Source organism: Scopulibacillus darangshiensis, from assembly GCF_004341035.1.
GTDB classification, from domain to species: domain Bacteria; phylum Bacillota; class Bacilli; order Bacillales; family Sporolactobacillaceae; genus Scopulibacillus; species Scopulibacillus darangshiensis.
In genome coordinates this window covers 1-22,066 of record NZ_SLXK01000026.1, presented here as the reverse complement: position 1 = coordinate 22,066, position 22,066 = coordinate 1, and the positions used below count along the sequence as shown (strand labels likewise).

The following is a 22,066-nucleotide window of genomic DNA, read 5'->3' as shown; positions in this document are numbered from 1 at the left end:
AAGCATATTGAAAAATCGGCAAACTTTATGGCTTACCGTAATACATACACATTCGCTTAGTTTTCCCTTCATAATTGAAGGATATACATGTATAATTAAATAACCGAATTTATTGGCATTGAATTATATTATCACAACAGGACCAGCCCGTCAAACCTTTTTTGCCTTGATAATATAATAGCCTTTTTTCTTAACTACAGTCTCAACTTCCCCAAATTGCTCTCCCAAGGCCTCAAGTGCTGAAGGTGCTCCCTGCTTTTTCTGAATCACTACCCAAAGTTCCCCCTCATCTGATAAAAGTGAATAAGCACCGGAAAATACATTATGGACGATCTGCTTTCCCGCTCTTATTGGAGGGTTTGTTATAACCGCAGCATAATTACCTGAAACGTTTTCAAAAAGATCACTTTGCACAACCGTCACCTTAGCGTCATTGCGTTCTGCGTTGTTCTTAGCAAGTCCTACCGCACGTTCATTTATATCGATCATTGTTACTTCGCGATTCGGAAACGCCTTGGAAATTGTAATACCCAAAGGTCCATAGCCACAACCTACATCAAGAATAGATCCATCAATTTCAGGTAATTGGAATGTTTCTGCGAGCAATCTTGATCCAAAGTCAATATCGCCTTTTGAAAAGACACCTCTGTCGGTTAAAAATGACAATGATATGCCTCTTAGTGAAGTGTTAAAGGAAATGGGACAACTTTCAGTTTGGGGCTTTTTAGAATAGTAATGGTCACTCATTATATCACCCGGCTCTAAAAAGATATCAAAAGGTTGGTTGGGGTTAAAAAAAGCCCGCTGCAAAGGCGGGCTTTAAGGTGAGCTTACTTAAGCTCGATAGAAGCGCCTACTTCTTCAAGCTTAGTTTTCATTTCTTCAGCTTCTTCTTTAGCAACGCCTTCTTTGATTGCTTTTGGAGCGTTGTCAACTAATTCTTTTGCGTCTTTCAAACCAAGACCAGTGATTTCGCGAACCACTTTAATAACTTTGATTTTTGAGCTTCCAGCACTTGCAAGAACAACATCAAAGTCAGTTTTTTCCTCAGCAGCACCTTCGCCGCCGCCAGCGCCTTGTACAGCTACTGGAGCCGCTGCAGTTACACCGAATTCTTCCTCAATTGCTTTAACAAGATCATTTAATTCAAGTACAGACATCTCTTTAATTGCGCCAATGATATCTTCTTTAGTCATGGATAAATCCTCCTTAGTTAATTAATGTTTATTAGTTTAAATACAATTTGTTGTTAAATTAGGGTTAGGCACCTTGCTCTTCTTTCTGATCTGCCACAGCTTTCGTAGCCAATGCAAAATTGCGGATTGGCGCTTGAAGGACGCTAAGCAGCATAGAAAGCAGGCCGTCTCTTGATGGGAGCTCTGCAAGTGCTTTGATTTGATCAACGCTTGCGATTGAGCCTTCAATCACACCCGTTTTGATTTCTAATGCATCATGTTCTTTTGCGAAATTATGAAGAACTTTTGCCGGAGCAACAACATCTTCTGTACTGAAAGCTACAGCAGTCGGACCAACCAAAAATTCATCTAGGTCTGAGAGACCAGCTTCAGCGGTCGCGCGGCGAATCATCGTATTTTTATACACCTTATAATCCACACCAGCTTCACGAAGCTGCTTACGAAGTTCAGTTACTTCCGCAACAGTCAAACCGCGATAATCGACAACAATGGTTGATACGCTGTTCTTTAACTTTTCGCTGATTTCTTGAACGATTTGTTTCTTGGCTTCAATGACGCTCATTTTTTCCACCTCCTAATTAGGATCACACCAATATATCGAGGGCTATTTATATTAAAAAAGCCTTCATGTCATAGACATGAAGGCACGGATAATCTATCTAACAACGTTATCTAGAGTCTCACAAGCACCTCGGCAGGAGATTTAAGCGTAAATTACGCTCCTGCTGTCTACGGTATGTTCATTATATTTTATTTTCAAACCAATGTTATTATATTGGTTTTACAAATCGATGTCAACTAAAATTTATTTGGCAGGTGCTGTAACCTTTACACCAGGACCCATCGTTGAAGAAACAGCGATGTTTTTAATGTAGGTTCCTTTAGCAGCTGCAGGCTTTGCTTTGATTAGAATATCAATTAATGTGTTGTAGTTTTCAACAAGCTTTTGATCATCAAATGATACTTTACCGATTGGCACATGGACATTTCCGTCTTTATGAGCACGGTATTCTACTTTACCTGCTTTAATTTCGTTAACTGCCTTTTCAACTTCAAAAGTTACCGTGCCAGTTTTAGGGTTAGGCATAAGACCTTTTGGTCCTAAGACACGGCCAAGCTTACCAACTTCAGCCATCATGTCAGGGGTTGCTACGATTACATCAAAATCAAACCAACCTTGGTTGATTTTTTCGATGTACTCTGACTCGCCTACATAATCAGCACCGGCTGCTTCCGCTTCTTTTGCCTTTTCACCTTTCGCAAACACCAAAACGCGTTGTGTTTTACCAGTACCATGAGGTAAAACAACCGCACCGCGCACCTGCTGGTCATTTTTGCGAGTGTCAACTCCAAGACGAACAGCTACGTCAACAGACTCGTCAAACGCTGCTGGAGCGACTTCCTTAATCAATTTTACAGCTTCGCTAACATCATAAGCCTTTTGGCGATCAATGACTTTAGCAGCTTCTTGGTATTTCTTGCCTCTTTTAGTCATTCTCTTTTCCTCCTTTGTGGTTTTAACGGTTATACCTCCCACCAAATAAAGGTTGCGAGCAAGTAAGACCCGCAACCTTTCGATGCAAAATTAGTCTTTTGCGGGATCAGTCTTCGATGACAATGCCCATACTCCGGGCAGTACCTTCAACCATCCGCATGGCAGATTCTACATCAGAAGCGTTTAAATCCGGCATTTTTTGTTCTGCAATCGCACGAACTTTGTCGCGCTTAAGTGTTGCAACTTTGTTGCGGTTTGGTTCACCGGATCCCGATTCGATGCCAGCTTCCTTCTTAAGAAGAACAGCTGCTGGCGGGGTTTTCGTTATAAAAGTAAATGAACGGTCTTCAAATACCGAAATTTCTACAGGAATAATCAAACCAGCTTGATCAGAAGTACGAGCATTGAATTCCTTACAGAAACCCATAATGTTGACACCCGCTTGACCTAGGGCTGGACCGACCGGCGGAGCTGGATTAGCTTTGCCAGCAGGAATTTGCAATTTAACAACTTTAATGACTTTTTTAGCCACGAGACACACCTCCTTAGTCCGTGATGTGGTAACGGGATAACCCTCCCACTACTCGCCTATATCTCTTATTCATAATGGCGACAGGTAAACCTTGCAAACAAGAAAATTATACAATCATTGAATACAGAATGCAAGTGCCTTTAAACTTTTTCAACTTGATTAAAGTCCAATTCAACCGGCGTTTCCCTGCCAAACATATTCACATGGACTTTAATTTTTTCTTTCTCAGGATCAATTTCTTCTATTGTGCCGACAAAATCAGCAAAAGGTCCCTCATTGACTCTTACTTGCTCTTTGAGTTCAAAATCAACATCCACTTTTGCTTCCTTAATGCCCATTTGCTTAAGGATCGCTTCAACTTCATCAGGTAAAAGGGGGGTTGGTTTGGAACCAGCTCCTGTTGAACCAACAAAGCCCGTAACACCAGGCGTGTTACGCACAACATACCAAGAGTCATCAGTCATAACCATTTCTGTCAGCACATAGCCAGGGAACACCTTTTTCAATGCTGTCTTTTTCTTCCCATTCTTAATCTCTGTCTCTTCGTCTACAGGAACAAGAATACGGAAGATTTTATCAGACATCCCCATTGATTCAACGCGCTTTTCAAGATTCGTTTTTACCTTATTTTCATAACCAGAGTATGTGTGGACAACATACCAGTTTTTCTCCATAAATTATTTCCTCCAAACCTATAATCCCTAACCAACTCACCCAAAGGTTATTATTCAGAAATAAGTCTCAGTAACTCAGAGATACCTAAATCTATAAGCGCAAAAAACACCGTTAAAAAAACAACGGTGACAACGACCGTAATTGTGTAGCCCGTCAGCTCTTTGCGTGTTGGCCAGCTGACCCTTTTCATTTCAGTGACGACGTTGCGGAAAAACTTCCCTGTACCCTTTACGATGCCTGTCATTAGCCTTTATAACCCCCAACACCATAATTAAAAGTTTATTTTGTTTCACGATGCAATGTATGTTCATTACATGTTTTACAAAATTTATTAACTTCAACCCTCTCCGGATTGGTGCGCGCATTCTTTGTCGATGTGTAGTTTCTTTGCTTACAAATGGAGCAAGCCAATATAATTTTCTTTCTCATACTAAACACCTTTTCAGCGATTTCTGCTTAAGCCTTCTAATGAACTGTACATAAAACCGCCCAATATAATGATGGTTACAATGTATCATAGGGAAGGCGAGCCTGTCAATAAATGAAAAAACAGGGTTAGCCCCTGTTATAGACTGATTTCTTTAAGCTCAAGGTAGCGTTCCAACTTGCGCTTAACGCGTTGTAAAGCGTTATCAATTGATTTAACATGGCGCTTAAGATCCACAGAAATCTCCTGGTAAGTACGGCCATCTAGATACAGCATGAGGACCTGCCGTTCCAAATCGCTTAATATTTCAGTCATTTTAAGCTCAATATCATCAAACTCTTCCTGATTAATCAATAATTCTTCCGGATTGGTCACCCGCGACCCGCAAATAACATCTAATAATGTCCGATCAGACTCTTCATCATAAATAGGCTTGTCCAACGATACATAAGAATTAAGCGGGATGTGCTTTTGCCTTGTTGCGGTCTTTACAGCTGTTATCATTTGACGGGTAATGCATAGTTCAGCAAAGGCTTTGAAAGAAGACAGTTTGTCCCCTTTAAAATCCCTGATCGCTTTATAGAGCCCTATCATTCCTTCTTGAATGATATCTTCACGATCGGCACCGATAAGAAAGTACGACTTCGCCTTAGCCCGCACGAAATTCTTATACTTAAAAATCAAGTGCTCAAGAGCATGAATATCACCAACTTGTACATATTCAACGACTTGTTCATCCTCTAGTTCTTCGAATCTTGCATGGGTAGTCTCTTTAGGGTCCACACTCACACAAATCCCTCCGACCATGACGGTGCCTATTATAGCAATATTATACAGCAAAAAATTTTAAATCGTCAAGAAATTTCAAAAACCTCTCCGCCACTTTTCAAAAACTTTTGCCATTTCATGGTCGAGGTGGATGGTGACCCTCGTTTTTTTGTCATGATTTTTGCGAATATCCTCACTAATCCGCTTTTCAATTTTCTCAGTTTCTATTAAAAGTTCTCTGGAAGACTTCCTTAAGGCGCCTTGGGAAAAAACCGTCCATTGCTCAGTATAGTCGGATGTTGCTACATGAATACGTGTTTTAACATTTTTGAGCTGACCGACAAGCTTTTCAATCCGTTCATCAGCAGTCTCTTTTTCCTTGGTATAAATGACTTCAACACGGGATTGAAGCTTCCTGGATTCAATACCAGGTACGAGATGGGCGTCAAAAATAATCATAACGCGCCACCCCGTGTAGGCCTGGTATTCAGCCATTTTGCCAATTAAATGGTCCCTGGCCCCGGCAAAATCCGATGCTCTTATTTCACGTAGCTCCTCCCATGCTCCAATGACGTTATAGCCGTCAACCAGTAAAATATCCATTGGTCATTCACCTTGCCCATGACGCTTTCGATAGACCTCGTACATTAACAGGCCTGCGGCGACTGAGGCGTTTAAGGAGGTCACCTTGCCCGCCATAGGGATACTAATAAGAAAGTCACATTTTTCCTTGACAAGCCGTGACATGCCCTTCCCTTCATTACCGATCACTAGACAAAGCGGCATGTCACAGTCCGCCTGTCTATAATCACGATCACCTTCCGCAGCTGTTCCAACGAACCATACGCCTCGCTTTTTTAGCTCATCCATAGCCCTTGCTAAGTTAGTCACTTTAGCGACAGGTATATATTCAATTGCACCAGTTGACGCCTTGGCTACAGTTGACGTCAGTCCAACTGCCCGCCGTTTGGGTATAATCACCCCATGTGCTCCCGCCGCGTCAGCCGTTCTTAACACCGAGCCAAGATTATGCGGATCTTCTACACCATCTAGTAATATAAAAAACGGCTGTTCCTCCCGTTTATCCGCAAGGGAGAATAAGTCGTCAAGATCTGCATACTCATAAGCGGCAATTGAAGCAACGATGCCTTGGTGCTGTGGTGATTGAACGAGTTGGTCAAGCTTTTTCTTCGGGACATATTGGACCGTGATGCCCTTTTCTTTTATTTGGTCAAATAACGATTGGCTTAATCCCTGGCTTTGATTATTGATCCATATTTTATTTATTCCTCTTCCTGACTTAACAGCCTCGCTTACCGGGTGTCGGCCCATGATAAATTCATCGCCCACTTGACTTACTCCTTTCAACCTGATTGATTCCAAGCATTTTATCCATTATTTCATCAATACGGTTTTCGTTTTCCAGAAAGTATAAATATCCGATTAAAGCTTCAAACGCTGTGCTGTAATGGTAAGTTTGGACATCTGTATTTTTGGGGACAGTACCTGATTTTGCATTTCTTCCCCTTTTTACGATCTTTTCTTCCTCTTCAGTTAAAAAACTCTCTTCAAAAAGCTGGTGAAGAAAAGCAGCCTGCGCCTTAGCTGAAACATATTTTACGGCCAGTCTATGAAGCTGTTTGGGCTTTACTTGTCCACTTTTTATCAAAGCACGGCGAACATGTAAGTCTATGACGGCATCTCCCATGTACGCTAATGCCAGCGAGCCGATGCCCGCGAGTTCTAATCTCTTTTGTTCCATCGTCTACACTCTTTTCCATCGGACGCCCTGCGGTGTATCTTCCAAGACAATGCCCTTATCCTTTAAATCATCCCGAATCTGATCGGCAACATCAAACCGGCGTGTCTTTCGTGCATCTTCCCGTTGGCTAATCAGATTTTCAATGTCTTCATCGAGAAGTTCCTCTTGCTTTGCCAATGACAGTCCCAAAACGCCAGTTAATTCATCCAATAGCGCTAAATACGCCTCTAAAATCTCTTTGGAAGAGTTTTTGTCTTGCAACAGTTTGTTCGCTTCTCTAGAGGCATCGAATAAGACAGAAATTCCATTTGCTGTATTAAAGTCATCATCCATTTCAGCAATGAAGCGATCTTTAAGGCCTTTAATTGTCTCCATCCACGCGTTCCTCTCATCTGTTTCCAGCAAGTCGGCGCTGTGCTGTAACCGATGCAATAGATTGTAATATGTGGTCCGGAGCCGATCATAAGCCTGTTCTGCACTGCTAAGCAGCTCATCATTGAAATTGATTGGGTGTCGGTAATGAACCGTTTGAATAAAGAATCTTACGACGTTAGGGTCATACTTTTTGACCAATTCATGGACCAGGATCACATTCCCAATGGATTTAGACATTTTTTCATTATTTATTTTGATGTAGCCGTTATGAAGCCAGTAATTCGCCATCATATCATCGTGCAGGGCTTCAGACTGCGCAATTTCATTTTCGTGGTGCGGGAAAGTAAGGTCTTGTCCGCCAGCGTGAATATCAATCGTATCCCCAAGGTACTTTTCGACCATTGCCGAGCACTCAATATGCCAACCCGGACGTCCGACACCCCATGGGCTTTCCCAGGTTATCTCACCAGGTTTCGCTGCCTTCCACAAGGTGAAATCCAGGGGGTCCTCTTTGTGTTCACCTACATCAATTCTCGCGCCAACTTTCAATTCATCGATCGATTGATGTGACAGCTTGCCGTATCCTTGAAACTTCCTGGTCCTGAAGTAAACATCACCGCCAGCCTCGTAGGCATAGCCTTTGTCAATAAGCTTTTGAATAAAAGCAATGATCTCTGGCATTGTTTCCGTTGCCCGCGGGTGAAGATCAGCTTCTCTCACGTTCAATGCATTGACATCTTCTTTATAAGCATTGATAAACCTTTCGGCTATATTTAAAACAGAATCACCTTGCTCAATGGATGCCTTAATCAACCGATCGTCCACATCGGTAAAATTTGATACATACAAAACATCATAGCCGCGGTACTCAAGATATCTCCTTATTGTATCAAAAACAACCGCCGGCCGGGCATTGCCGATATGGATATAGTTGTAGACAGTAGGCCCACAAACGTACATTTTAACCTTATTTTCTTCGATTGTTTTAAAAGGTTCCTTTTTTCTATTTAATGTATTATAAACCTGAATCGCCATCGGAATCACAACCTTTCTCTCTTAAAGATTTTACCTCATTTTCCAACTGATTAATCTGGCTTTCCATTTGTTTTAATTTATCCGCAATCGGATCAGGCAAATCACCGTGGTTTAGATCGTGATCTATTCTAACACCATTTTGCCGAACAACCCGGCCTGGTATCCCCACAACCGTTGAATGATCCGGAACATTCTTAAGGACAACGGATCCCGCACCGATTTTGGAATCATTGCCAATTGTGATGGAACCGAGCACTTTAGCCCCGGAAGAAATTAGAACATCATTGCCAAGCGTCGGGTGCCGTTTTCCTTTTTCTTTACCTGTCCCTCCAAGCGTTACACCTTGGAATATCGTGACATTATCGCCAATTTCACACGTTTCCCCAATAACTACTCCCATGCCATGGTCGATAAAAAACCGCCGCCCGATTTTTGCGCCTGGATGAATTTCTATCCCTGTAAAAAAACGGCTGATCTGCGATAACAATCGCGCAAGGAAAAAAAACCGTTTCTTCCAGAACCAATGAGCCGCGCGATGGGACCAAATGGCATGAAGCCCTGAATATGTTAAGATGACCTCGAAATAATTCCTGGCAGCGGGGTCCTGGTCAAAAACCACTTCTAAATCTTCCCGAAGGATATTTGGCATTTAATAACCCTCCCATTTTTTTCTAACAAAAAATAAGCGCCTCTATGTCACATGACACAGAGACGCTTAAATGGCGCGGTCCCACTCTGTTTGAGTAAATCTTACTCTCCACTTTACCAGATAACGGCTGTAAGCCGCCCTTGCCTACTCAGGTTCAACAAGGGACTCAGAGGGGCAATTCAGATAGATTCTTTCCCAAACCACTTTCAGCCGGTGATGGTTCTCTCTACTCGGAAAGGGGCATCTATCCTACTATCCTCGTCAACATTTTTTATAGATCTTTTTTGAACTATACTTTTTTAGATGATGTATTAATATATCAATTTAAAATCAAAACGTGATTACTTTTCGAGACTTTGGACTAAATCATTCAAGCGGCTTACGACAGTGTCTTTCCCTAGCAGGGCAATGGACTGCGGCAGCTCAGGGCCATGCATCTGGCCGGTTGTTGCCACACGGATAGGCATAAATAACTTTTTGCCTTTTTGCGCTGTTGCCTTTTGTGTCGCCTTTATTTTCTTCTTAATGTCTTCAGGCGTCCACACTTCTAAGCTTTGCAATTCTTCACTGAAGGTTTTCAGTACTTCCGGAACCTGTTCCTCATTAAGAATAGCCATTGCTTCTTCATTATATGTGATGTCATCTCTAAAAAACAACTCTGTTAACTCAACAATTTCTGAGCCATACTGCAATTCTTTTTGATAAAGGGCTATCAGCTCTCTTACCCACGCTTCCTGTTCACCGCTTAACTTCTCCGGCAACTTTCCGGCTTTGACCAAGTGCGGCAAGGCTAAATTAACAACAGTATCCAGGTTCGCTTCCTTAATATAATGGTTGTTCAGCCAAGCTAATTTCATTGGATCAAAGACCGCTGGTGATGTGCTTAGCCGCTCCGAATCGAAAATGTTAATTAACTCTTCGCGGGTGAAAATCTCTTCCTCGCCTTTTGGGGACCATCCCAATAATGAGATGAAATTAAATAATGCTTCAGGCAGATACCCAAGCTCACTGTATTGTTCAATAAATTGAACAATGCTTTCATCTCGTTTGCTAAGCTTCTTCCTTTGTTCGTTAACTATCAATGTCGTATGGCCAAACACTGGAGGAGCCCAATCAAAGGCTTCATAAATCATAAGCTGCTTTGGTGTATTGGAAATATGGTCTTCTCCTCTTAATACATGGGAGATCGCCATCAAATGATCGTCAATAACAACAGCAAAGTTGTAAGTCGGTATACCATCCTTCTTGACAATAACAAAGTCACCAATACCATTTGAATCAAAAGAAACCGTTTCTTTAACTATATCATCAAAGCTATATGTCTTATTTTGCGGGACTCTAAAGCGGATACTCGGCTTTCGCCCTTCCGCTTCAAGGCGCTCCTGCTCATCAGAAGCCAAGTGGCGGCATTTTCCTGAATACCGGGGCATTTCTCCGCGAGCCAACTGTTCCTCGCGGCTTTCTTCCAACTCTTCTTCCGTACAATAACATTTGTAAGCGAGATCTTTGTCAAGGAGCGCTTGCCAATGCTCTTTGTATAGATCCAGCCGTTCCATTTGGCGATATGGGCCATAGTCACCGCCGACATCGACGCTTTCATCCCAATCGACGCCAAGCCATTTAAGATATTCTAGTTGGTTGTATTCACCGCCTTCGACATTCCGCTTTTGGTCTGTGTCCTCAACCCGAATAATAAATTTTCCATTTTGGCTTCTGGCAAACAAATAGTTAAAAATTGCAGCTCGTGCATTGCCTATATGTAAATGTCCCGTTGGGCTTGGGGCATATCTTACTCTTATATCATTCATTATTCATCCACCACCATCTATTAGTATCATCTATTTTAGCACTGAACTAGGGTTTATACCAGCAGACACACCGCCTGCGCTGCTATGCCTTCTCCTCTTCCCGTAAACCCAAGCTTTTCTGTTGTCGTTGCTTTAATATTAATCCTTCGGGCATCCACTTCAAGCAATTTAGCAATAACAGCCCTCATTTCTTCAATGTAAGGTGCCATTTTGGGCTTTTGCGCGATGATGACACTGTCAATGTTTTCAAGATGATAGCCCTGGTCCTTAACAAACCGCCACACTTCCTTCAGCAATTCTTTAGAATCAGCGCCTTTGTATGCCGGATCATTATCTGGAAAATGCTTGCCGATGTCTCCCTCGCCAATGGCACCGAGCAGCGCATCACTAATCGTGTGCAGCAGAACATCAGCATCAGAGTGGCCGAGAAGTCCTTTTTCATGGGGAATGGTTACGCCGCCTATTATTAATGGTCTATCTTCACAAAATTCATGTACATCAAATCCTTGCCCGATTCTCATTCTGCACCGACCCCTTCTTATTCCGCATAAATTGTTCAGCAATGAGCATATCTTCTGGTGTTGTGATTTTAATATTTTGGTAGTCACCCTCCACCACAGCAACAGTTTGTCCGGTTTGTTCCATCAGCGAGGCATCATCAGTTGCCTGCAGCCCCCTTTGCAATCCAGTCCGATGGGCTGCTAAAATAAGCGGGAGACGAAAGGCCTGCGGTGTCTGCACTGCCCACAAATCTGATCGTTCAACGGTTTCTTGAACCTTGTGGTCTAACACCTTTTTAATCGTATCTTTAACTGGGACTGCTAGAATCGCCGCACCCTCATCTCTCGCGGTTTCAGTGACCCGAGCAATACTCTCCTTTTTCACAAAGGGTCTTGCTCCGTCATGGATCAGGACAATCCCCTCACCACTCAAGACCTTAAGCCCTTGATAGACACTGTCCTGCCGTTCAGTTCCGCCTTGTACCATTTTCACGACTTTTGTTATATTAAAATGGGATAGAAAAGAGCTAAAGATATCTCTTTCACTTTCATTGATAACTAAAACAATCCTTGAGCATGCCTTATCACTTTCAAAAGCAAGAAGTGTATGGAGAATAATCGGAATCCCCGCCACTTCAAGCAGCATTTTATTTTTCCCTGCGCCCATTCGTTTCCCTTTTCCAGCAGCAAGGATGACAACATCATAATTCATGATAACCCCCGGTGAACCAGCTACACGGAAAAAAGGGCGGAATTCATCCGCCGCTTATAATCGTGTTATCGTTATTTGTTGATACTATAAAGCTTGTTCTAAAACTTTAGGCTTGGCAAAAATCATTCGCCCCGCTGACGTCTGAAGAACACTTGTGACAATCACATCGATTGTCTTGCTGATATACTTATGCCCTTCTTCCACTACAATCATCGTCCCATCATCAAGATAGCCAACACCTTGATTCTGCTCTTTTCCATCCTTTATTACTTGTACCTTAAGCTCTTCTCCTGGAAGGACAACAGGCTTAACAGCATTGGCTAGATCGTTAATATTAAGAACCGAAACGCCTTGCAGCTCACAAACTTTATTTAAGTTAAAGTCGTTTGTAACGACAATACCCGAGACAAGCTTTGCCAGTTTTACAAGTTTGCTGTCCACCTCAGAAATCTCATCGAAGTCGCCCTCATAAATCTCAACCTTAACAGCAAGTTCTTTTTGTATTTTGTTAAGTATGTCCAGTCCCCGTCTTCCTCGGTTTCTTTTTAAAACATCCGATGAATCGGCAATATGCTGAAGTTCTTCCAGAACAAAACGCGGAATAACAATAACCCCTTCTAAGAATCCGGTCTGACAAATATCAGCAATGCGTCCATCGATAATGACGCTTGTATCTAAAATCTTTAGCATTTTCCCGGTTTCTGCAGAATTTTCATCATCCTTTTCGCCGGCATCCTTCTTACGGTCCCTCGACCTGGGTGAAATGTGAAAAAGATTAATAAGTTCATCTCGCTTTTTGAAACCAATTTGAAATCCGAAATAACCTAAGAACAGATAAATAAAGATCGGTAATACGGTACTAATACCAACGATATTTAGTTTTTCCAAAGGGATTTGGATCAAGAATGCGACAATCAAACCAATGACAAGACCTAATGTACCAAACAACACATCGGTTACAGGAGCCTTTACAATTTTCTCCTCAAACATTTTGATCGTCCCCACCAAGGTATCAACAAACCAGAAGGTCAATAAGAAAAAGATAATACAACCTAAAATCGCTCCGGTATATGGTGAATGAAGCCAAGCTGGTATGCTGTCTCCAAAGTTTAATACTGTTATTATCATAGGGATATATACAAATCCGAGTGTCCCGCCTAAAATAATGAAAAATAATTGGATCATTCTTTTCATCATCCTTGGTCACCTCCTTTTACCATTATAGACAAATTGCTGAATTTGAAACTTAATATCGTGAAATTTACATAATTAGCATAAATGTCAAGCTTTTTCACCTTTTACTATCTCACTTCAATTTCCATAATACTACAAATATAACCTATCATAAGGAAATAAAGCGTGTCAATAATAACATTATATCTTACAATAAAGTTAATACATTAGTCAATAATTATACAATCCTATCAATAAACAGCTGCTCTTGAATGCGTTCAAGTCCATCCTTAATTTTCTTGGCCCTTTTTTCGCCGATTCCTTCCACTTCATCCAATTCAGCAATGGATGCTTTGACAATATTATTCATATTGCCAAATTTCTCGATTAAATTTTTTATGATGGATTGCGGTAATCTTGAAATACGGTTCAACACGCGGTAGCCTCTAGGAAACACAACCTCTTCGCTTTGGTTCTCGTGAGGGGTATGCCCTAATACTTTTATAATTATATTTTCATTTAAAAGGTCTTCATTGGGCAGGGGCCTTAACTGCTCTAATATGCCTTCTATGTCTCCCGTTTCATCGTGCATATAATCGCGGATAAGCCATTCTGCTTCCCGTTCAACATTCTTGATTAATTCAGTCATTTGCATTTTAATTAGGCGGCCTTCTGTTCCAAGCTCATTGATATATATATTAATTTCATCCCTAATCCTCAATACCATTTCAATCCGGTGAATAACTTGTGTGATTTCTTGAAAGGTAGCAAGCTCTTCAAATTCAAGCGCTCCAAGATTAACAAGATCCTTATCCAGAACCGAGCGGTATTTCTCCAGGGTTTGCATAGCCTGATTAGCCTTAGTTAAAATGACGCCAATATCTTTTAATGAGTAGCGAAAAAGCCCTTTATACAAGGTCACCACATTCCTGCGCTGTGAGATGGAGATCACCAAATTACCGGTTTGTTTTGCCACACGCTCTGCGGTTCGATGTCTAATACCTGTCTCAACAGAGGAAATGCCCGAGTCAGGCACAAGCTGTGTGTTAGCCAGCAAAATGGCCTTCGCTTCCTCATTTAGGATGATAGCACCATCCATTTTTGCTAATTCGTAAAGGTTCGCCGGGGTAAATGGGCAATTAATTGAGAAGCCTCCCTCGACAATGCCCTTTAATTTATCATCATAGCCTACAACGATCAGCCCTCCTGTTTCCGCCCGCAAGACATTATCTATGCCATCGCGCAATGAGGTCCCCGGTGCGACCATTTTAAGTATCTGATTGATAAATTGCTGTTTTTGTTTCATGTGTTGCTCCTCCCAACGCATAGTCCATCGCTTCTTTCACAGAAGAAACGCCTATGACTTCCATACCCTTTGGAAAAGTCCATCCGTCCAGACTCTTTTCCGGTATGTACGCCTTTTTGAAACCGAGTTTACTGGCTTCAAAAACCCTTTGTTCAATTCTCGAGACACGCCTTACTTCTCCGGTTAAACCCACTTCTCCTATAAAGACATCCGCCGGCTGTGTCAATTGATCGCGAAAACTTGATGCAATACTAATCGCGACAGCAAGATCTGTCGCTGGTTCATCCAAACGAATCCCGCCTGCTACATTAATGTAAGCATCCTGATTTTGCAAGAGAAGTCCTACCCTTTTTTCAAGAACAGCCATTAACAAGGAAATACGGTGATGGTCAAGTCCTGTGGCCATTCGTCTGGGGTTGCCAAAGCTTGTCGGTGAAATTAAAGCCTGAATTTCAACCAATACGGGCCTCGTTCCCTCCATCGCGGCAACAACTGTCGATCCAGCGGCGCCGTTTGTCCTTTCTTGTAAAAAGACTTCAGACGGGTTTGCCACTTCAACCAATCCGGATTCTTTCATTTCAAAAACGCCCATTTCATTCGTTGATCCAAAACGGTTCTTGACCGCTCTTAAAATTCGAAAAGTATGGTGCCTCTCACCTTCAAAGTACAGCACTGCATCAACCATATGTTCAAGCAGACGCGGCCCCGCAATCGCGCCGTCCTTGGTTACATGGCCAACAATAAATGTCGCAACGCCTTCGCTCTTAGCTATTCGCATCAATTGCCCGGTGCATTCTCTGACCTGCGCTACACTTCCCGGGGCGGAAGCCACATCAGTATTATAGACGGTCTGAATAGAATCAATCACAAGGAAATCAGGTGATACATCCCGCATTCTTTCCTCTATTTCATGTATATCGGTTTCAGCCAGTACATATAAGTTGTCCGATAGAATTCCCAAGCGTTCAGCACGCATTTTTGTTTGTTTTATGGATTCCTCACCGGATATATACAAAACCTTTTTACCCAACGACGCGAGCTGATCGGACGTTTGAAGCAGCAAGGTTGATTTGCCAATGCCCGGGTCGCCGCCGACAAGAACAAGTGAGCCCGGTACAACACCGCCGCCGAGTACCCGGTTTAACTCGTTCATCTTCGTTAATACCCTTGGTTCCTTCTCCGACTCTATGCAATTTATTGGTGTTGCCTTATTTGCTTTCTTTTTGACGGTTTTCCCGCCCGATTGAACCTTGCTGACCTTTTCTTCAACCATCGTGTTCCACTGATTGCAACCCGGGCATTTTCCCATCCATTTTGGACTTTCATATCCACATTCCTGGCAAAAGAAAACTGTTTTTTGCTTTGCCATTTATTAACCCACCTTTTTCATGCTCTTAGCCCCAATTTTACCACATCAATACCATTTTAACGCTTTTACCGTCAACATCTTATGTTTCATTTTGAAGACATTTTCCACACAAATGGGAAAAACACCTTATCCTTTATACGTTTTGATCGATAAAAAGGTTTTATATTTATGAAAAAAGCCAAGGGGTGACCATGCCCTTGGCTTTAACTTCGTATTATTTGTTTGCTGCAGCCTCCGTTTTGTCAACAACAACATATTCGTTATTTTGATAATCGATTGTTACCGCTGTCCCCTTGGTAATGTTGCCTTTTAGTAATTCTTCGGAGAGACGGTCTTCAATTCTTCGTTGAATGGCCCTTTTCAGCGGCCTGGCACCATATTCAGGGTCGTAGCCTTCCTCAGCTATTTTCATTTTGGCTGCATCGGTTAATTCAATTGTAATGCCCTGCCCTTCGAGACGATTCTTAAGCTGGTCCGCAAGCAGTGTCACAATTTGCTTCAATTGGTCTTTATTAAGTTCATGGAATACAATGATCTCATCAATACGGTTTAAAAATTCCGGCCTGAATGTCCGCTTGAGCTCTTCCATGACCTTATCCTTCATTTCTTGATATTCGTGGTTTTCACTTTGAACAGTAAAGCCAACATATTTATTTTTCTTAAGTGTATTAGCCCCGACGTTTGATGTCATGATAATGGCTGTATTCCTAAAATCAACTGTCCGCCCTTTTGAATCCGTTAACCTGCCGTCATCAAGCACTTGTAATAAAATATTGAAAACATCCGGGTGCGCTTTTTCGATTTCATCAAGCAAGATAACAGAGTATGGCTTTTGTCTGACCTTTTCAGTTAATTGACCACCTTCGTCATGGCCAACATACCCTGGAGGTGAACCGACCAATCTTGAAGTCGTATGCTTTTCCATGTATTCCGACATATCAATTCTGATAATGGCATCTTCATCACCGAAAAGAGATTCAGCAACAGCACGGGCGAGCTCTGTTTTACCAACGCCTGTCGGCCCTAAGAAGATGAATGAGCCAATGGGCCGCTTAGGATCTTTGAGACCGGCGCGGGCTCTCCGCACAGCTTGGGAAACAGCCTTCACTGCTTCCTCTTGGCCAATCACACGCTCGTGAAGGATTTCTTCCATATTCAATAATCGTTGGCTTTCTTCTTGTTCAAGTTTTGACACGGGAACACCGGTCCAGTTTGATACAACAATGGCGATATCCTCTGGTGTCACCTCGGTGTTTTCCTGACCTTGCTTCTCTTTCCATTCTTTCTGAGTAACCTCAAGCTCTTCCTTCAGTTTTTGTTCAGTATCCCTTAGAGAAGCTGCCTTTTCAAATTCCTGGCTTTGAACTGCTGCATCCTTTTCTTTCTTAACTTCTTCAAGTTTTTGTTCAAGCTCTTTTAAATTCGGCGGTGCAGTGTATGAACGCAATCTTACCTTTGAAGCCGCCTCATCGATTAAGTCAATGGCCTTATCGGGCAAAAAGCGGTCTGAGATATAACGGTCGGAAAGGCGGACAGCGGCATCGATGGCGTCGTCCGTAATTTTAACCCTATGGTGGGCTTCATATCTGTCACGCAAGCCCTTTAAGATTAATATGGATTCCGTATTTGTCGGCTCATCGACCTTAATCGGCTGGAAGCGCCGTTCAAGTGCCGCATCCTTCTCAATATATTTTCTGTATTCATCAAGGGTCGTTGCTCCAATGCATTGCAGCTCTCCGCGGGCAAGGGACGGTTTTAAAATGTTTGATGCATCGATCGCGCCTTCAGCCCCGCCTGCCCCAATTAATGTGTGCAATTCATCTATGAATAAAATGATATTTCCTGCTTGACGGATTTCATCCATTACTTTTTTGAGACGGTCCTCGAATTCACCGCGATATTTTGTACCTGCGACAACAGTTCCCATATCAAGTGTCATCACACGTTTATCACGCAGAATCTCCGGAACTTCGTTGTTGACAATCTGTTGCGCCAACCCTTCTGCCACAGCTGTTTTACCTACACCAGGCTCACCGATTAATACCGGATTGTTCTTGGTCCGACGGCTCAAAACTTCAATAACTCTCTCAATTTCCTTACTCCGGCCAATTACAGGGTCTAAACCGCCTTCCTTTGCAGTCGCCGTTAAGTCCCGCGCCAGACTGTCAAGTGTCGGTGTATTTGCACTTGAAGCACTTCTCCCTTGTTGACCAGAGGACCCCGATTCGTGACTGCCCAACAATTGTAAAACCTGTTGTCTTGCTTTATTAAGACTTACGCCAAGGTTATTAAGCACACGGGCTGCAACGCCTTCACCCTCACGAATCAGCCCTAGAAGGATATGCTCGGTGCCTACATAGGAATGGCCAATCTTGCGCGCTTCATCCATTGAAAGTTCAATAACTTTTTTGGCGCGCGGTGTATAGTGAATGGTCTGCACACTTTCACTGCCACGGCCGATCAGCGTTTCAACTTCTTTTTGGATCTTTTCCGGGCTTAAATTCAATGCCTTTAGTGCCTTTGCCGCAATCCCTTCACCTTCACGGACAAGCCCCAAAAGAATATGCTCCGTCCCTACATTATTATGTCCCAGCCTTACCGCTTCTTCTTGGGCAAGTGCCAATACCTTTTGAGCTCGCTCTGTAAAACGTCCGAACATCATAAGTGTTCAGCCTCCTTTAGTCAGTTGGTTTTTGGAAATCTTCAAGATTCAAACGTTCACGAATAAGTGTTGCACGCTTTATATCCCTTTCATCTGGGCTAAGGGCCTCCTTGAAATAATGCTGCAGAAACCCCGGTTGGGTCAGCACCATTAATTCATTTAAAATACTGCGTGAAACACCTTTTATCAATCCCAGGTCTATCCCCAGCCTCACATCTGATAAACATGTTGCCGCTTCTTTGGAGTGAATAATTCTGCTGTAGGCAAGGACACCATAAGAACGGTAGATCCTGTCTTCAAGTTGGATCTTAGACATATCAAGCAAATCACGCCGAGCAGCCTTTTCTTGTTGAATAAGCTGCATGACGACACCTCTGAGATCTTCTACGATGTCTTCCTCTGATTTGCCAAGTGTCATTTGATTTGAGATTTGGAACACATTTCCTAGCGCCTCACTGCCTTCACCATAAATCCCCCTAACGACAAGCCCAAATTGGTTGATGGCTGGTGCAATTCTGTTCATCCGTTGGGTCAACATCAATGCCGGCAAATGCACCATGACAGATGCTCTCAGACCCGTACCGACATTCGTCGGACAGCTTGTTAAATAGCCCCTTGTTTCATGAAATGCATAATTAAACTTTTCCTCCAGCCAATCATCAATACCATTGGATAACGTCAGTGCCTCATTCAGTTGAAAGCCGGGAAAAAGACATTGAATTCGTAAATGATCCTCTTCATTAACCATAATACTAACGGACTCATTTTCGTTGATTAAAACAGCCGCATGATTTGAATATTGAATAAGATTGGGGCTAATAAGATGCTTCTCAACAAGCACTTCCTTTTCTATTGGTTCCAACCCATCCATATTGATCCATTCAAACTGACCCATAGAATGATATGCTTCCTTTTCCAATCGCTCCTTTATGTAATGAAATGCCTTTTCCCTTTGATCCTTAGAAGCATTTACCGGAAAGGCGAAATCGGTCAAATTTCTAGCTAAACGAATCCGGCTGCTTAATACAATATCCGCGTCAGGCCCCTCCGATTGCATCCATGGGCTAATGGCCTGATCAATGAATTTTTGCAGACTCATTCATCATTCCTCCCATTTTCAAGCGCACGTATTTCATCTCTTATTTCAGCTGCCTTTTCAAACTCTTCATCTTCAATGAGCTTCTGTAATGTCTCTTTTAACGTTGAGACTTTCCGTTTCATGTTCATGTTTTTCCCGGCCCGTTTCGGAATTTTACCGGTATGCATTGTATTCCCGCTATGAACTTTTCTAAAAACAGGGTCAAGTTTATCATGAAACGCCTTATAGCATTCATCACAACCAAATTTTCCAATTTCAACGAACTCTGGATAAGTTAAGCCACATTTTGGACATTTTAAGACAGAATGATTATGGTGATGATTTTCTCCAACGTGCTGTTCAAAATTCAGCAGGCCTGATAGAAGATGGTGAATCGAAAAACTGCCGGATCCTGCCATAACATCACCTTTTTCCTTAGCGCACTGATCGCAAAGATGGTATTCCATCTTATCGCCATTTACAATTTTGGTAAAATGCAACGTTGCCGGCCTAAGATGACATTCCTGACATTCCATTGTATTAGTCTCCCTTCTATTTGGCATCTATTTTAATCCGTTTTTCCGGACTATTTTTATGCAAATCATTAATTAAAGTTTATATTTCAAAGCCTGGAGCATAGATTTTAATATATTCGCCCTGACCTCGTCTCTTAGCGGGATACTTAAGTCTAAAACGGAACGGTCAATAGCGCTGACCATTAGACGTGCTTCCCTTTTGCTTATAATCCCTTCTTCAAGAAGACGAATGATCATTGATTGCGATATATTTTGTGTCATCCTTATGTCAATGAGCTCAATCATTTCATTAATTAATTCAGCATCAGTATTTGGCTTTACCTTTATAACACGGATATACCCTCCACCGCCCCGTTTACTTTCAACGATATAACCCCGTTCAATCGAGAAACGTGTTTTTAAAACATAATTTATCTGCGAAGGGACGCATTGGAATTTTTCAGCAAGCTCACTGCGTTTCAATTCAATGACATTGCCGTTGCTCAGAATCTGCTTGATATATTGCTCTATAATGTCTGAAACATTTTTCATCTCTTATGCGCCTCCCTTCTGACTTTGACTATCTTTGACTTTAATTATAATCATCTTTTCAAAATTATCAACTGATTCACTTAAAAAAGTAGCCTATTCTTCAGTAAAAACTTTGTGGATACCATCAATTTGGGTTAATTCATCATAAAGTTTCGGGAAGGTCTTATCATTAGGAAGAATAGTGACAAACCGATATTTTAAAAGCATTTGATCAGTGTCACCATGGTTTTCGACATTAACTTTATCGACCTTCACATGATAGCTTTCAAGGATTTCAAGGACATTTGATAAACTTGGTTTATTATTTGATACTAATAAATAAAGTGTTTCTTTATGTGCCGTCTTGATAAATACATTCTCCCACTTATTTAAGAAGATTAAACTTAAAATAACAATAACTGTTGTTAAAACTGCAACATAATACATGCCAATCCCAACAACAAGCCCTATGCCTGCCACAATCCAGATTGAGGCTGCGGTTGTAAGACCTCTTACGGTAATGCCGTGGACGAGTATTGTTCCGCCTCCCAAAAAGCCGATTCCACTTATAACATAAGAAGGAATTCTCGAGGGGTCATACCTCACTGCAAAGTCTGACGGGTAATTTATAAATTCCTTAAAACCATACAAGGATAAAATCATTAATAAACACGACCCCAACCCCACTAACAGATGTGTTCGGAAGCCTGCCGGATGCCTTTTTACCTCCCTTTCCAAACCGATTAACCCACACAAAAATGCTGCAATCAATAACCTCATTGTAATAATCATTGTGTCGCTTTGAAGCCAATCAAAAGACATGTAACATCCCACCTCTCAAACCTACTATCGTAATTATATGTTGTCATAATCTCCTTCAGTTCACAACAGATACGAAAAAGGAACGATAGCCGATTTTGGACAGATTGTGTGTTCTCAGAGCCGTGTATGGCTTAATCACCTTGCCTTTCACCCAACATCCGAAAGACAGGTAAACCGAAGAACTAAGGGACAGAGGAATCACCATCCTATACCCAGGAAACACCCTTATGCGGACGGAGAAAATCATTATGCTGTTTATTTTAAGGACCATGATATGAATAAAATTAGAATTGGTTGACCTAACACTAGTGAATAGATATGGGGTTTAAAGATAATTATCATGCGTTAATAATACAAGGGGGCAGTCGTTTAGAAGAATCATTTCCCGACCTTTGATAAACCTATATAAATTAAATGGTGATTTTAATTTTTAAATGAATAATCGATGCTCAATAAAAATAATCAAAAAACCTATAAAGTGCATAAAGAAAACTCGCCGATTGGTGAGCCTTTGGTGAAGACAGAGGCGTAGTTGCGACGCACAGGACGTGCTAGTACTGGCGTTGTAACAGGATGTTACATCTTTAGCCAGTGCACTTATGTGCGTCAGAAAGGCTACTGCTTGCTACACTTCTTTGCTGCCTTGCGACAAAACGAAGTGGAGGAGCACTTATAC

25 protein-coding genes and 2 other annotated features are annotated in these 22,066 nt (G+C 42.0%); all 25 genes read right to left on the bottom strand.

All coding sequences use genetic code 11. The features are described 5' to 3' along the window. Positions 1–150: 150 nt before the first annotated feature. The 25 genes from EV207_RS15560 to EV207_RS15440 all read right to left on the bottom strand — a co-directional run bounded on the left by EV207_RS15560 (position 151) and on the right by EV207_RS15440 (position 21,390). The gene (locus EV207_RS15560; protein WP_132747081.1) at positions 151–747 is read right to left on the bottom strand and encodes a class I SAM-dependent methyltransferase; all 597 of its coding nucleotides are present in this window, start codon (positions 745–747) and stop codon (positions 151–153) included. An 83-nt stretch (positions 748–830) separates the two neighbouring features. Beyond that, a complete protein-coding gene (gene rplL / locus EV207_RS15555; RefSeq protein WP_132747080.1) occupies positions 831–1,196 on the bottom strand; it encodes a 50S ribosomal protein L7/L12 in 366 nt (121 codons plus the stop codon). 64 nt (positions 1,197–1,260) lie between these two features. Continuing rightward, the gene (gene rplJ / locus EV207_RS15550; protein ID WP_132747079.1) at positions 1,261–1,758 is read right to left on the bottom strand and encodes a 50S ribosomal protein L10; all 498 of its coding nucleotides are present in this window, start codon (positions 1,756–1,758) and stop codon (positions 1,261–1,263) included. Between the two features lie 44 nt (positions 1,759–1,802). Next, positions 1,803–1,949, bottom strand: a sequence feature (ribosomal protein L10 leader region). Positions 1,950–2,001: 52 nt separating this feature from the next. Then, positions 2,002–2,691, bottom strand: coding sequence for a 50S ribosomal protein L1 (gene rplA / locus EV207_RS15545; protein WP_132747078.1), 690 nt, complete (start codon positions 2,689–2,691; stop codon positions 2,002–2,004). 106 nt (positions 2,692–2,797) lie between these two features. Beyond that, positions 2,798–3,223: a 50S ribosomal protein L11 gene (gene rplK / locus EV207_RS15540; protein ID WP_165886968.1), complete on the bottom strand. Its 426-nt coding sequence runs from the start codon at positions 3,221–3,223 to the stop codon at positions 2,798–2,800. A gap of 140 nt (positions 3,224–3,363) precedes the next feature. Continuing rightward, positions 3,364–3,897 (bottom strand): transcription termination/antitermination protein NusG, encoded by a 534-nt coding sequence (nusG, locus tag EV207_RS15535; protein WP_132747076.1) that lies wholly within the window; start codon positions 3,895–3,897, stop codon positions 3,364–3,366. Between the two features lie 50 nt (positions 3,898–3,947). After that, positions 3,948–4,142: a preprotein translocase subunit SecE gene (secE, locus tag EV207_RS15530; protein ID WP_132747075.1), complete on the bottom strand. Its 195-nt coding sequence runs from the start codon at positions 4,140–4,142 to the stop codon at positions 3,948–3,950. Between the two features lie 35 nt (positions 4,143–4,177). Continuing rightward, positions 4,178–4,327 (bottom strand): 50S ribosomal protein L33, encoded by a 150-nt coding sequence (gene rpmG, locus EV207_RS15525; protein WP_132747074.1) that lies wholly within the window; start codon positions 4,325–4,327, stop codon positions 4,178–4,180. A 136-nt stretch (positions 4,328–4,463) separates the two neighbouring features. After that, positions 4,464–5,132, bottom strand: coding sequence for an RNA polymerase sporulation sigma factor SigH (gene sigH, locus EV207_RS15520; RefSeq protein WP_207902963.1), 669 nt, complete (start codon positions 5,130–5,132; stop codon positions 4,464–4,466). 57 nt (positions 5,133–5,189) lie between these two features. Next, positions 5,190–5,696 (bottom strand): NYN domain-containing protein, encoded by a 507-nt coding sequence (locus EV207_RS15515; RefSeq protein ID WP_132747072.1) that lies wholly within the window; start codon positions 5,694–5,696, stop codon positions 5,190–5,192. A gap of 3 nt (positions 5,697–5,699) precedes the next feature. Further along, the gene (gene rlmB, locus EV207_RS15510; protein ID WP_424511378.1) at positions 5,700–6,443 is read right to left on the bottom strand and encodes a 23S rRNA (guanosine(2251)-2'-O)-methyltransferase RlmB; all 744 of its coding nucleotides are present in this window, start codon (positions 6,441–6,443) and stop codon (positions 5,700–5,702) included. After that, positions 6,433–6,855: a Mini-ribonuclease 3 gene (locus EV207_RS15505; RefSeq protein WP_132747071.1), complete on the bottom strand. Its 423-nt coding sequence runs from the start codon at positions 6,853–6,855 to the stop codon at positions 6,433–6,435. Before EV207_RS15505 ends, rlmB begins: the two co-directional genes overlap by 11 nt. Before the next feature lie 3 nt (positions 6,856–6,858). Then, complete coding sequence (gene cysS / locus EV207_RS15500) at positions 6,859–8,265, bottom strand: cysteine--tRNA ligase (protein ID WP_132747070.1); 1,407 nt, start codon at positions 8,263–8,265, stop codon at positions 6,859–6,861. Further along, the gene (cysE, locus tag EV207_RS15495) at positions 8,246–8,914 is read right to left on the bottom strand and encodes a serine O-acetyltransferase (RefSeq protein ID WP_132747069.1); all 669 of its coding nucleotides are present in this window, start codon (positions 8,912–8,914) and stop codon (positions 8,246–8,248) included. The genes cysS and cysE overlap by 20 nt, the downstream gene beginning before the upstream one ends. Positions 8,915–8,969: 55 nt before the next feature. Then, positions 8,970–9,188: a binding site (T-box leader), on the bottom strand. Positions 9,189–9,255: 67 nt separating this feature from the next. Continuing rightward, positions 9,256–10,725, bottom strand: coding sequence for a glutamate--tRNA ligase (gene gltX / locus EV207_RS15490; protein WP_132747068.1), 1,470 nt, complete (start codon positions 10,723–10,725; stop codon positions 9,256–9,258). Positions 10,726–10,775: 50 nt separating this feature from the next. After that, the gene (gene ispF, locus EV207_RS15485) at positions 10,776–11,243 is read right to left on the bottom strand and encodes a 2-C-methyl-D-erythritol 2,4-cyclodiphosphate synthase (RefSeq protein ID WP_132747067.1); all 468 of its coding nucleotides are present in this window, start codon (positions 11,241–11,243) and stop codon (positions 10,776–10,778) included. Next, positions 11,221–11,934 (bottom strand): 2-C-methyl-D-erythritol 4-phosphate cytidylyltransferase, encoded by a 714-nt coding sequence (gene ispD, locus EV207_RS15480; RefSeq protein ID WP_132747066.1) that lies wholly within the window; start codon positions 11,932–11,934, stop codon positions 11,221–11,223. The genes ispF and ispD overlap by 23 nt, the downstream gene beginning before the upstream one ends. Positions 11,935–12,018: 84 nt before the next feature. Continuing rightward, positions 12,019–13,131, bottom strand: a complete 1,113-nt coding sequence (locus EV207_RS15475) for a PIN/TRAM domain-containing protein (RefSeq protein WP_132747065.1) — start codon at positions 13,129–13,131, stop codon at positions 12,019–12,021. Between the two features lie 214 nt (positions 13,132–13,345). Beyond that, on the bottom strand, positions 13,346–14,413 hold the full coding sequence (gene disA, locus EV207_RS15470; RefSeq protein ID WP_132747064.1) for a DNA integrity scanning diadenylate cyclase DisA: 1,068 nt from the start codon (positions 14,411–14,413) through the stop codon (positions 13,346–13,348). Then, complete coding sequence (radA, locus tag EV207_RS15465) at positions 14,376–15,782, bottom strand: DNA repair protein RadA (RefSeq protein WP_132747063.1); 1,407 nt, start codon at positions 15,780–15,782, stop codon at positions 14,376–14,378. The genes disA and radA overlap by 38 nt, the downstream gene beginning before the upstream one ends. A gap of 214 nt (positions 15,783–15,996) precedes the next feature. Further along, entirely contained in the window at positions 15,997–18,444 is a 2,448-nt protein-coding gene (clpC, locus tag EV207_RS15460) for an ATP-dependent protease ATP-binding subunit ClpC (protein ID WP_132747062.1), read from the bottom strand. A 16-nt stretch (positions 18,445–18,460) separates the two neighbouring features. Further along, complete coding sequence (gene mcsB, locus EV207_RS15455) at positions 18,461–19,543, bottom strand: protein-arginine kinase McsB (RefSeq protein ID WP_132747061.1); 1,083 nt, start codon at positions 19,541–19,543, stop codon at positions 18,461–18,463. Next, the gene (gene mcsA, locus EV207_RS15450; protein WP_132747060.1) at positions 19,540–20,058 is read right to left on the bottom strand and encodes a protein-arginine kinase activator protein McsA; all 519 of its coding nucleotides are present in this window, start codon (positions 20,056–20,058) and stop codon (positions 19,540–19,542) included. The genes mcsB and mcsA overlap by 4 nt, the downstream gene beginning before the upstream one ends. A 72-nt stretch (positions 20,059–20,130) precedes the next feature. After that, positions 20,131–20,589 (bottom strand): CtsR family transcriptional regulator, encoded by a 459-nt coding sequence (locus EV207_RS15445; protein ID WP_132747059.1) that lies wholly within the window; start codon positions 20,587–20,589, stop codon positions 20,131–20,133. A 93-nt stretch (positions 20,590–20,682) separates the two neighbouring features. Next, a complete protein-coding gene (locus EV207_RS15440) occupies positions 20,683–21,390 on the bottom strand; it encodes an MgtC/SapB family protein (RefSeq protein WP_132747058.1) in 708 nt (235 codons plus the stop codon). Between the last annotated feature and the right edge of the window lie 676 nt (positions 21,391–22,066).

Bases quoted from the DNA above. Each gene is read 5' to 3' on its own strand.
- EV207_RS15560 (WP_132747081.1), bottom strand. From the start codon at position 747: ATGAGTGACCATTACTATTCTAAAAAGCCCCAAACTGAAAGTTGTCCC.
- rplL (WP_132747080.1), bottom strand. From the start codon at position 1,196: ATGACTAAAGAAGATATCATTGGCGCAATTAAAGAGATGTCTGTACTT.
- rplJ (WP_132747079.1), bottom strand. From the start codon at position 1,758: ATGAGCGTCATTGAAGCCAAGAAACAAATCGTTCAAGAAATCAGCGAA.
- rplA (WP_132747078.1), bottom strand. From the start codon at position 2,691: ATGACTAAAAGAGGCAAGAAATACCAAGAAGCTGCTAAAGTCATTGAT.
- nusG (WP_132747076.1), bottom strand. From the start codon at position 3,897: ATGGAGAAAAACTGGTATGTTGTCCACACATACTCTGGTTATGAAAAT.
- secE (WP_132747075.1), bottom strand. From the start codon at position 4,142: ATGACAGGCATCGTAAAGGGTACAGGGAAGTTTTTCCGCAACGTCGTC.
- rpmG (WP_132747074.1), bottom strand. From the start codon at position 4,327: ATGAGAAAGAAAATTATATTGGCTTGCTCCATTTGTAAGCAAAGAAAC.
- sigH (WP_207902963.1), bottom strand. From the start codon at position 5,132: ATGGTCGGAGGGATTTGTGTGAGTGTGGACCCTAAAGAGACTACCCAT.
- EV207_RS15515 (WP_132747072.1), bottom strand. From the start codon at position 5,696: ATGGATATTTTACTGGTTGACGGCTATAACGTCATTGGAGCATGGGAG.
- EV207_RS15505 (WP_132747071.1), bottom strand. From the start codon at position 6,855: ATGGAACAAAAGAGATTAGAACTCGCGGGCATCGGCTCGCTGGCATTA.
- cysS (WP_132747070.1), bottom strand. From the start codon at position 8,265: ATGGCGATTCAGGTTTATAATACATTAAATAGAAAAAAGGAACCTTTT.
- cysE (WP_132747069.1), bottom strand. From the start codon at position 8,914: ATGCCAAATATCCTTCGGGAAGATTTAGAAGTGGTTTTTGACCAGGAC.
- ispF (WP_132747067.1), bottom strand. From the start codon at position 11,243: ATGAGAATCGGGCAAGGATTTGATGTACATGAATTTTGTGAAGATAGA.
- ispD (WP_132747066.1), bottom strand. From the start codon at position 11,934: ATGAATTATGATGTTGTCATCCTTGCTGCTGGAAAAGGGAAACGAATG.
- EV207_RS15475 (WP_132747065.1), bottom strand. From the start codon at position 13,131: ATGATGAAAAGAATGATCCAATTATTTTTCATTATTTTAGGCGGGACA.
- disA (WP_132747064.1), bottom strand. From the start codon at position 14,413: ATGAAACAAAAACAGCAATTTATCAATCAGATACTTAAAATGGTCGCA.
- radA (WP_132747063.1), bottom strand. From the start codon at position 15,782: ATGGCAAAGCAAAAAACAGTTTTCTTTTGCCAGGAATGTGGATATGAA.
- clpC (WP_132747062.1), bottom strand. From the start codon at position 18,444: ATGATGTTCGGACGTTTTACAGAGCGAGCTCAAAAGGTATTGGCACTT.
- mcsB (WP_132747061.1), bottom strand. From the start codon at position 19,543: ATGAGTCTGCAAAAATTCATTGATCAGGCCATTAGCCCATGGATGCAA.
- mcsA (WP_132747060.1), bottom strand. From the start codon at position 20,058: ATGGAATGTCAGGAATGTCATCTTAGGCCGGCAACGTTGCATTTTACC.
- EV207_RS15445 (WP_132747059.1), bottom strand. From the start codon at position 20,589: ATGAAAAATGTTTCAGACATTATAGAGCAATATATCAAGCAGATTCTG.
- EV207_RS15440 (WP_132747058.1), bottom strand. From the start codon at position 21,390: ATGTCTTTTGATTGGCTTCAAAGCGACACAATGATTATTACAATGAGG.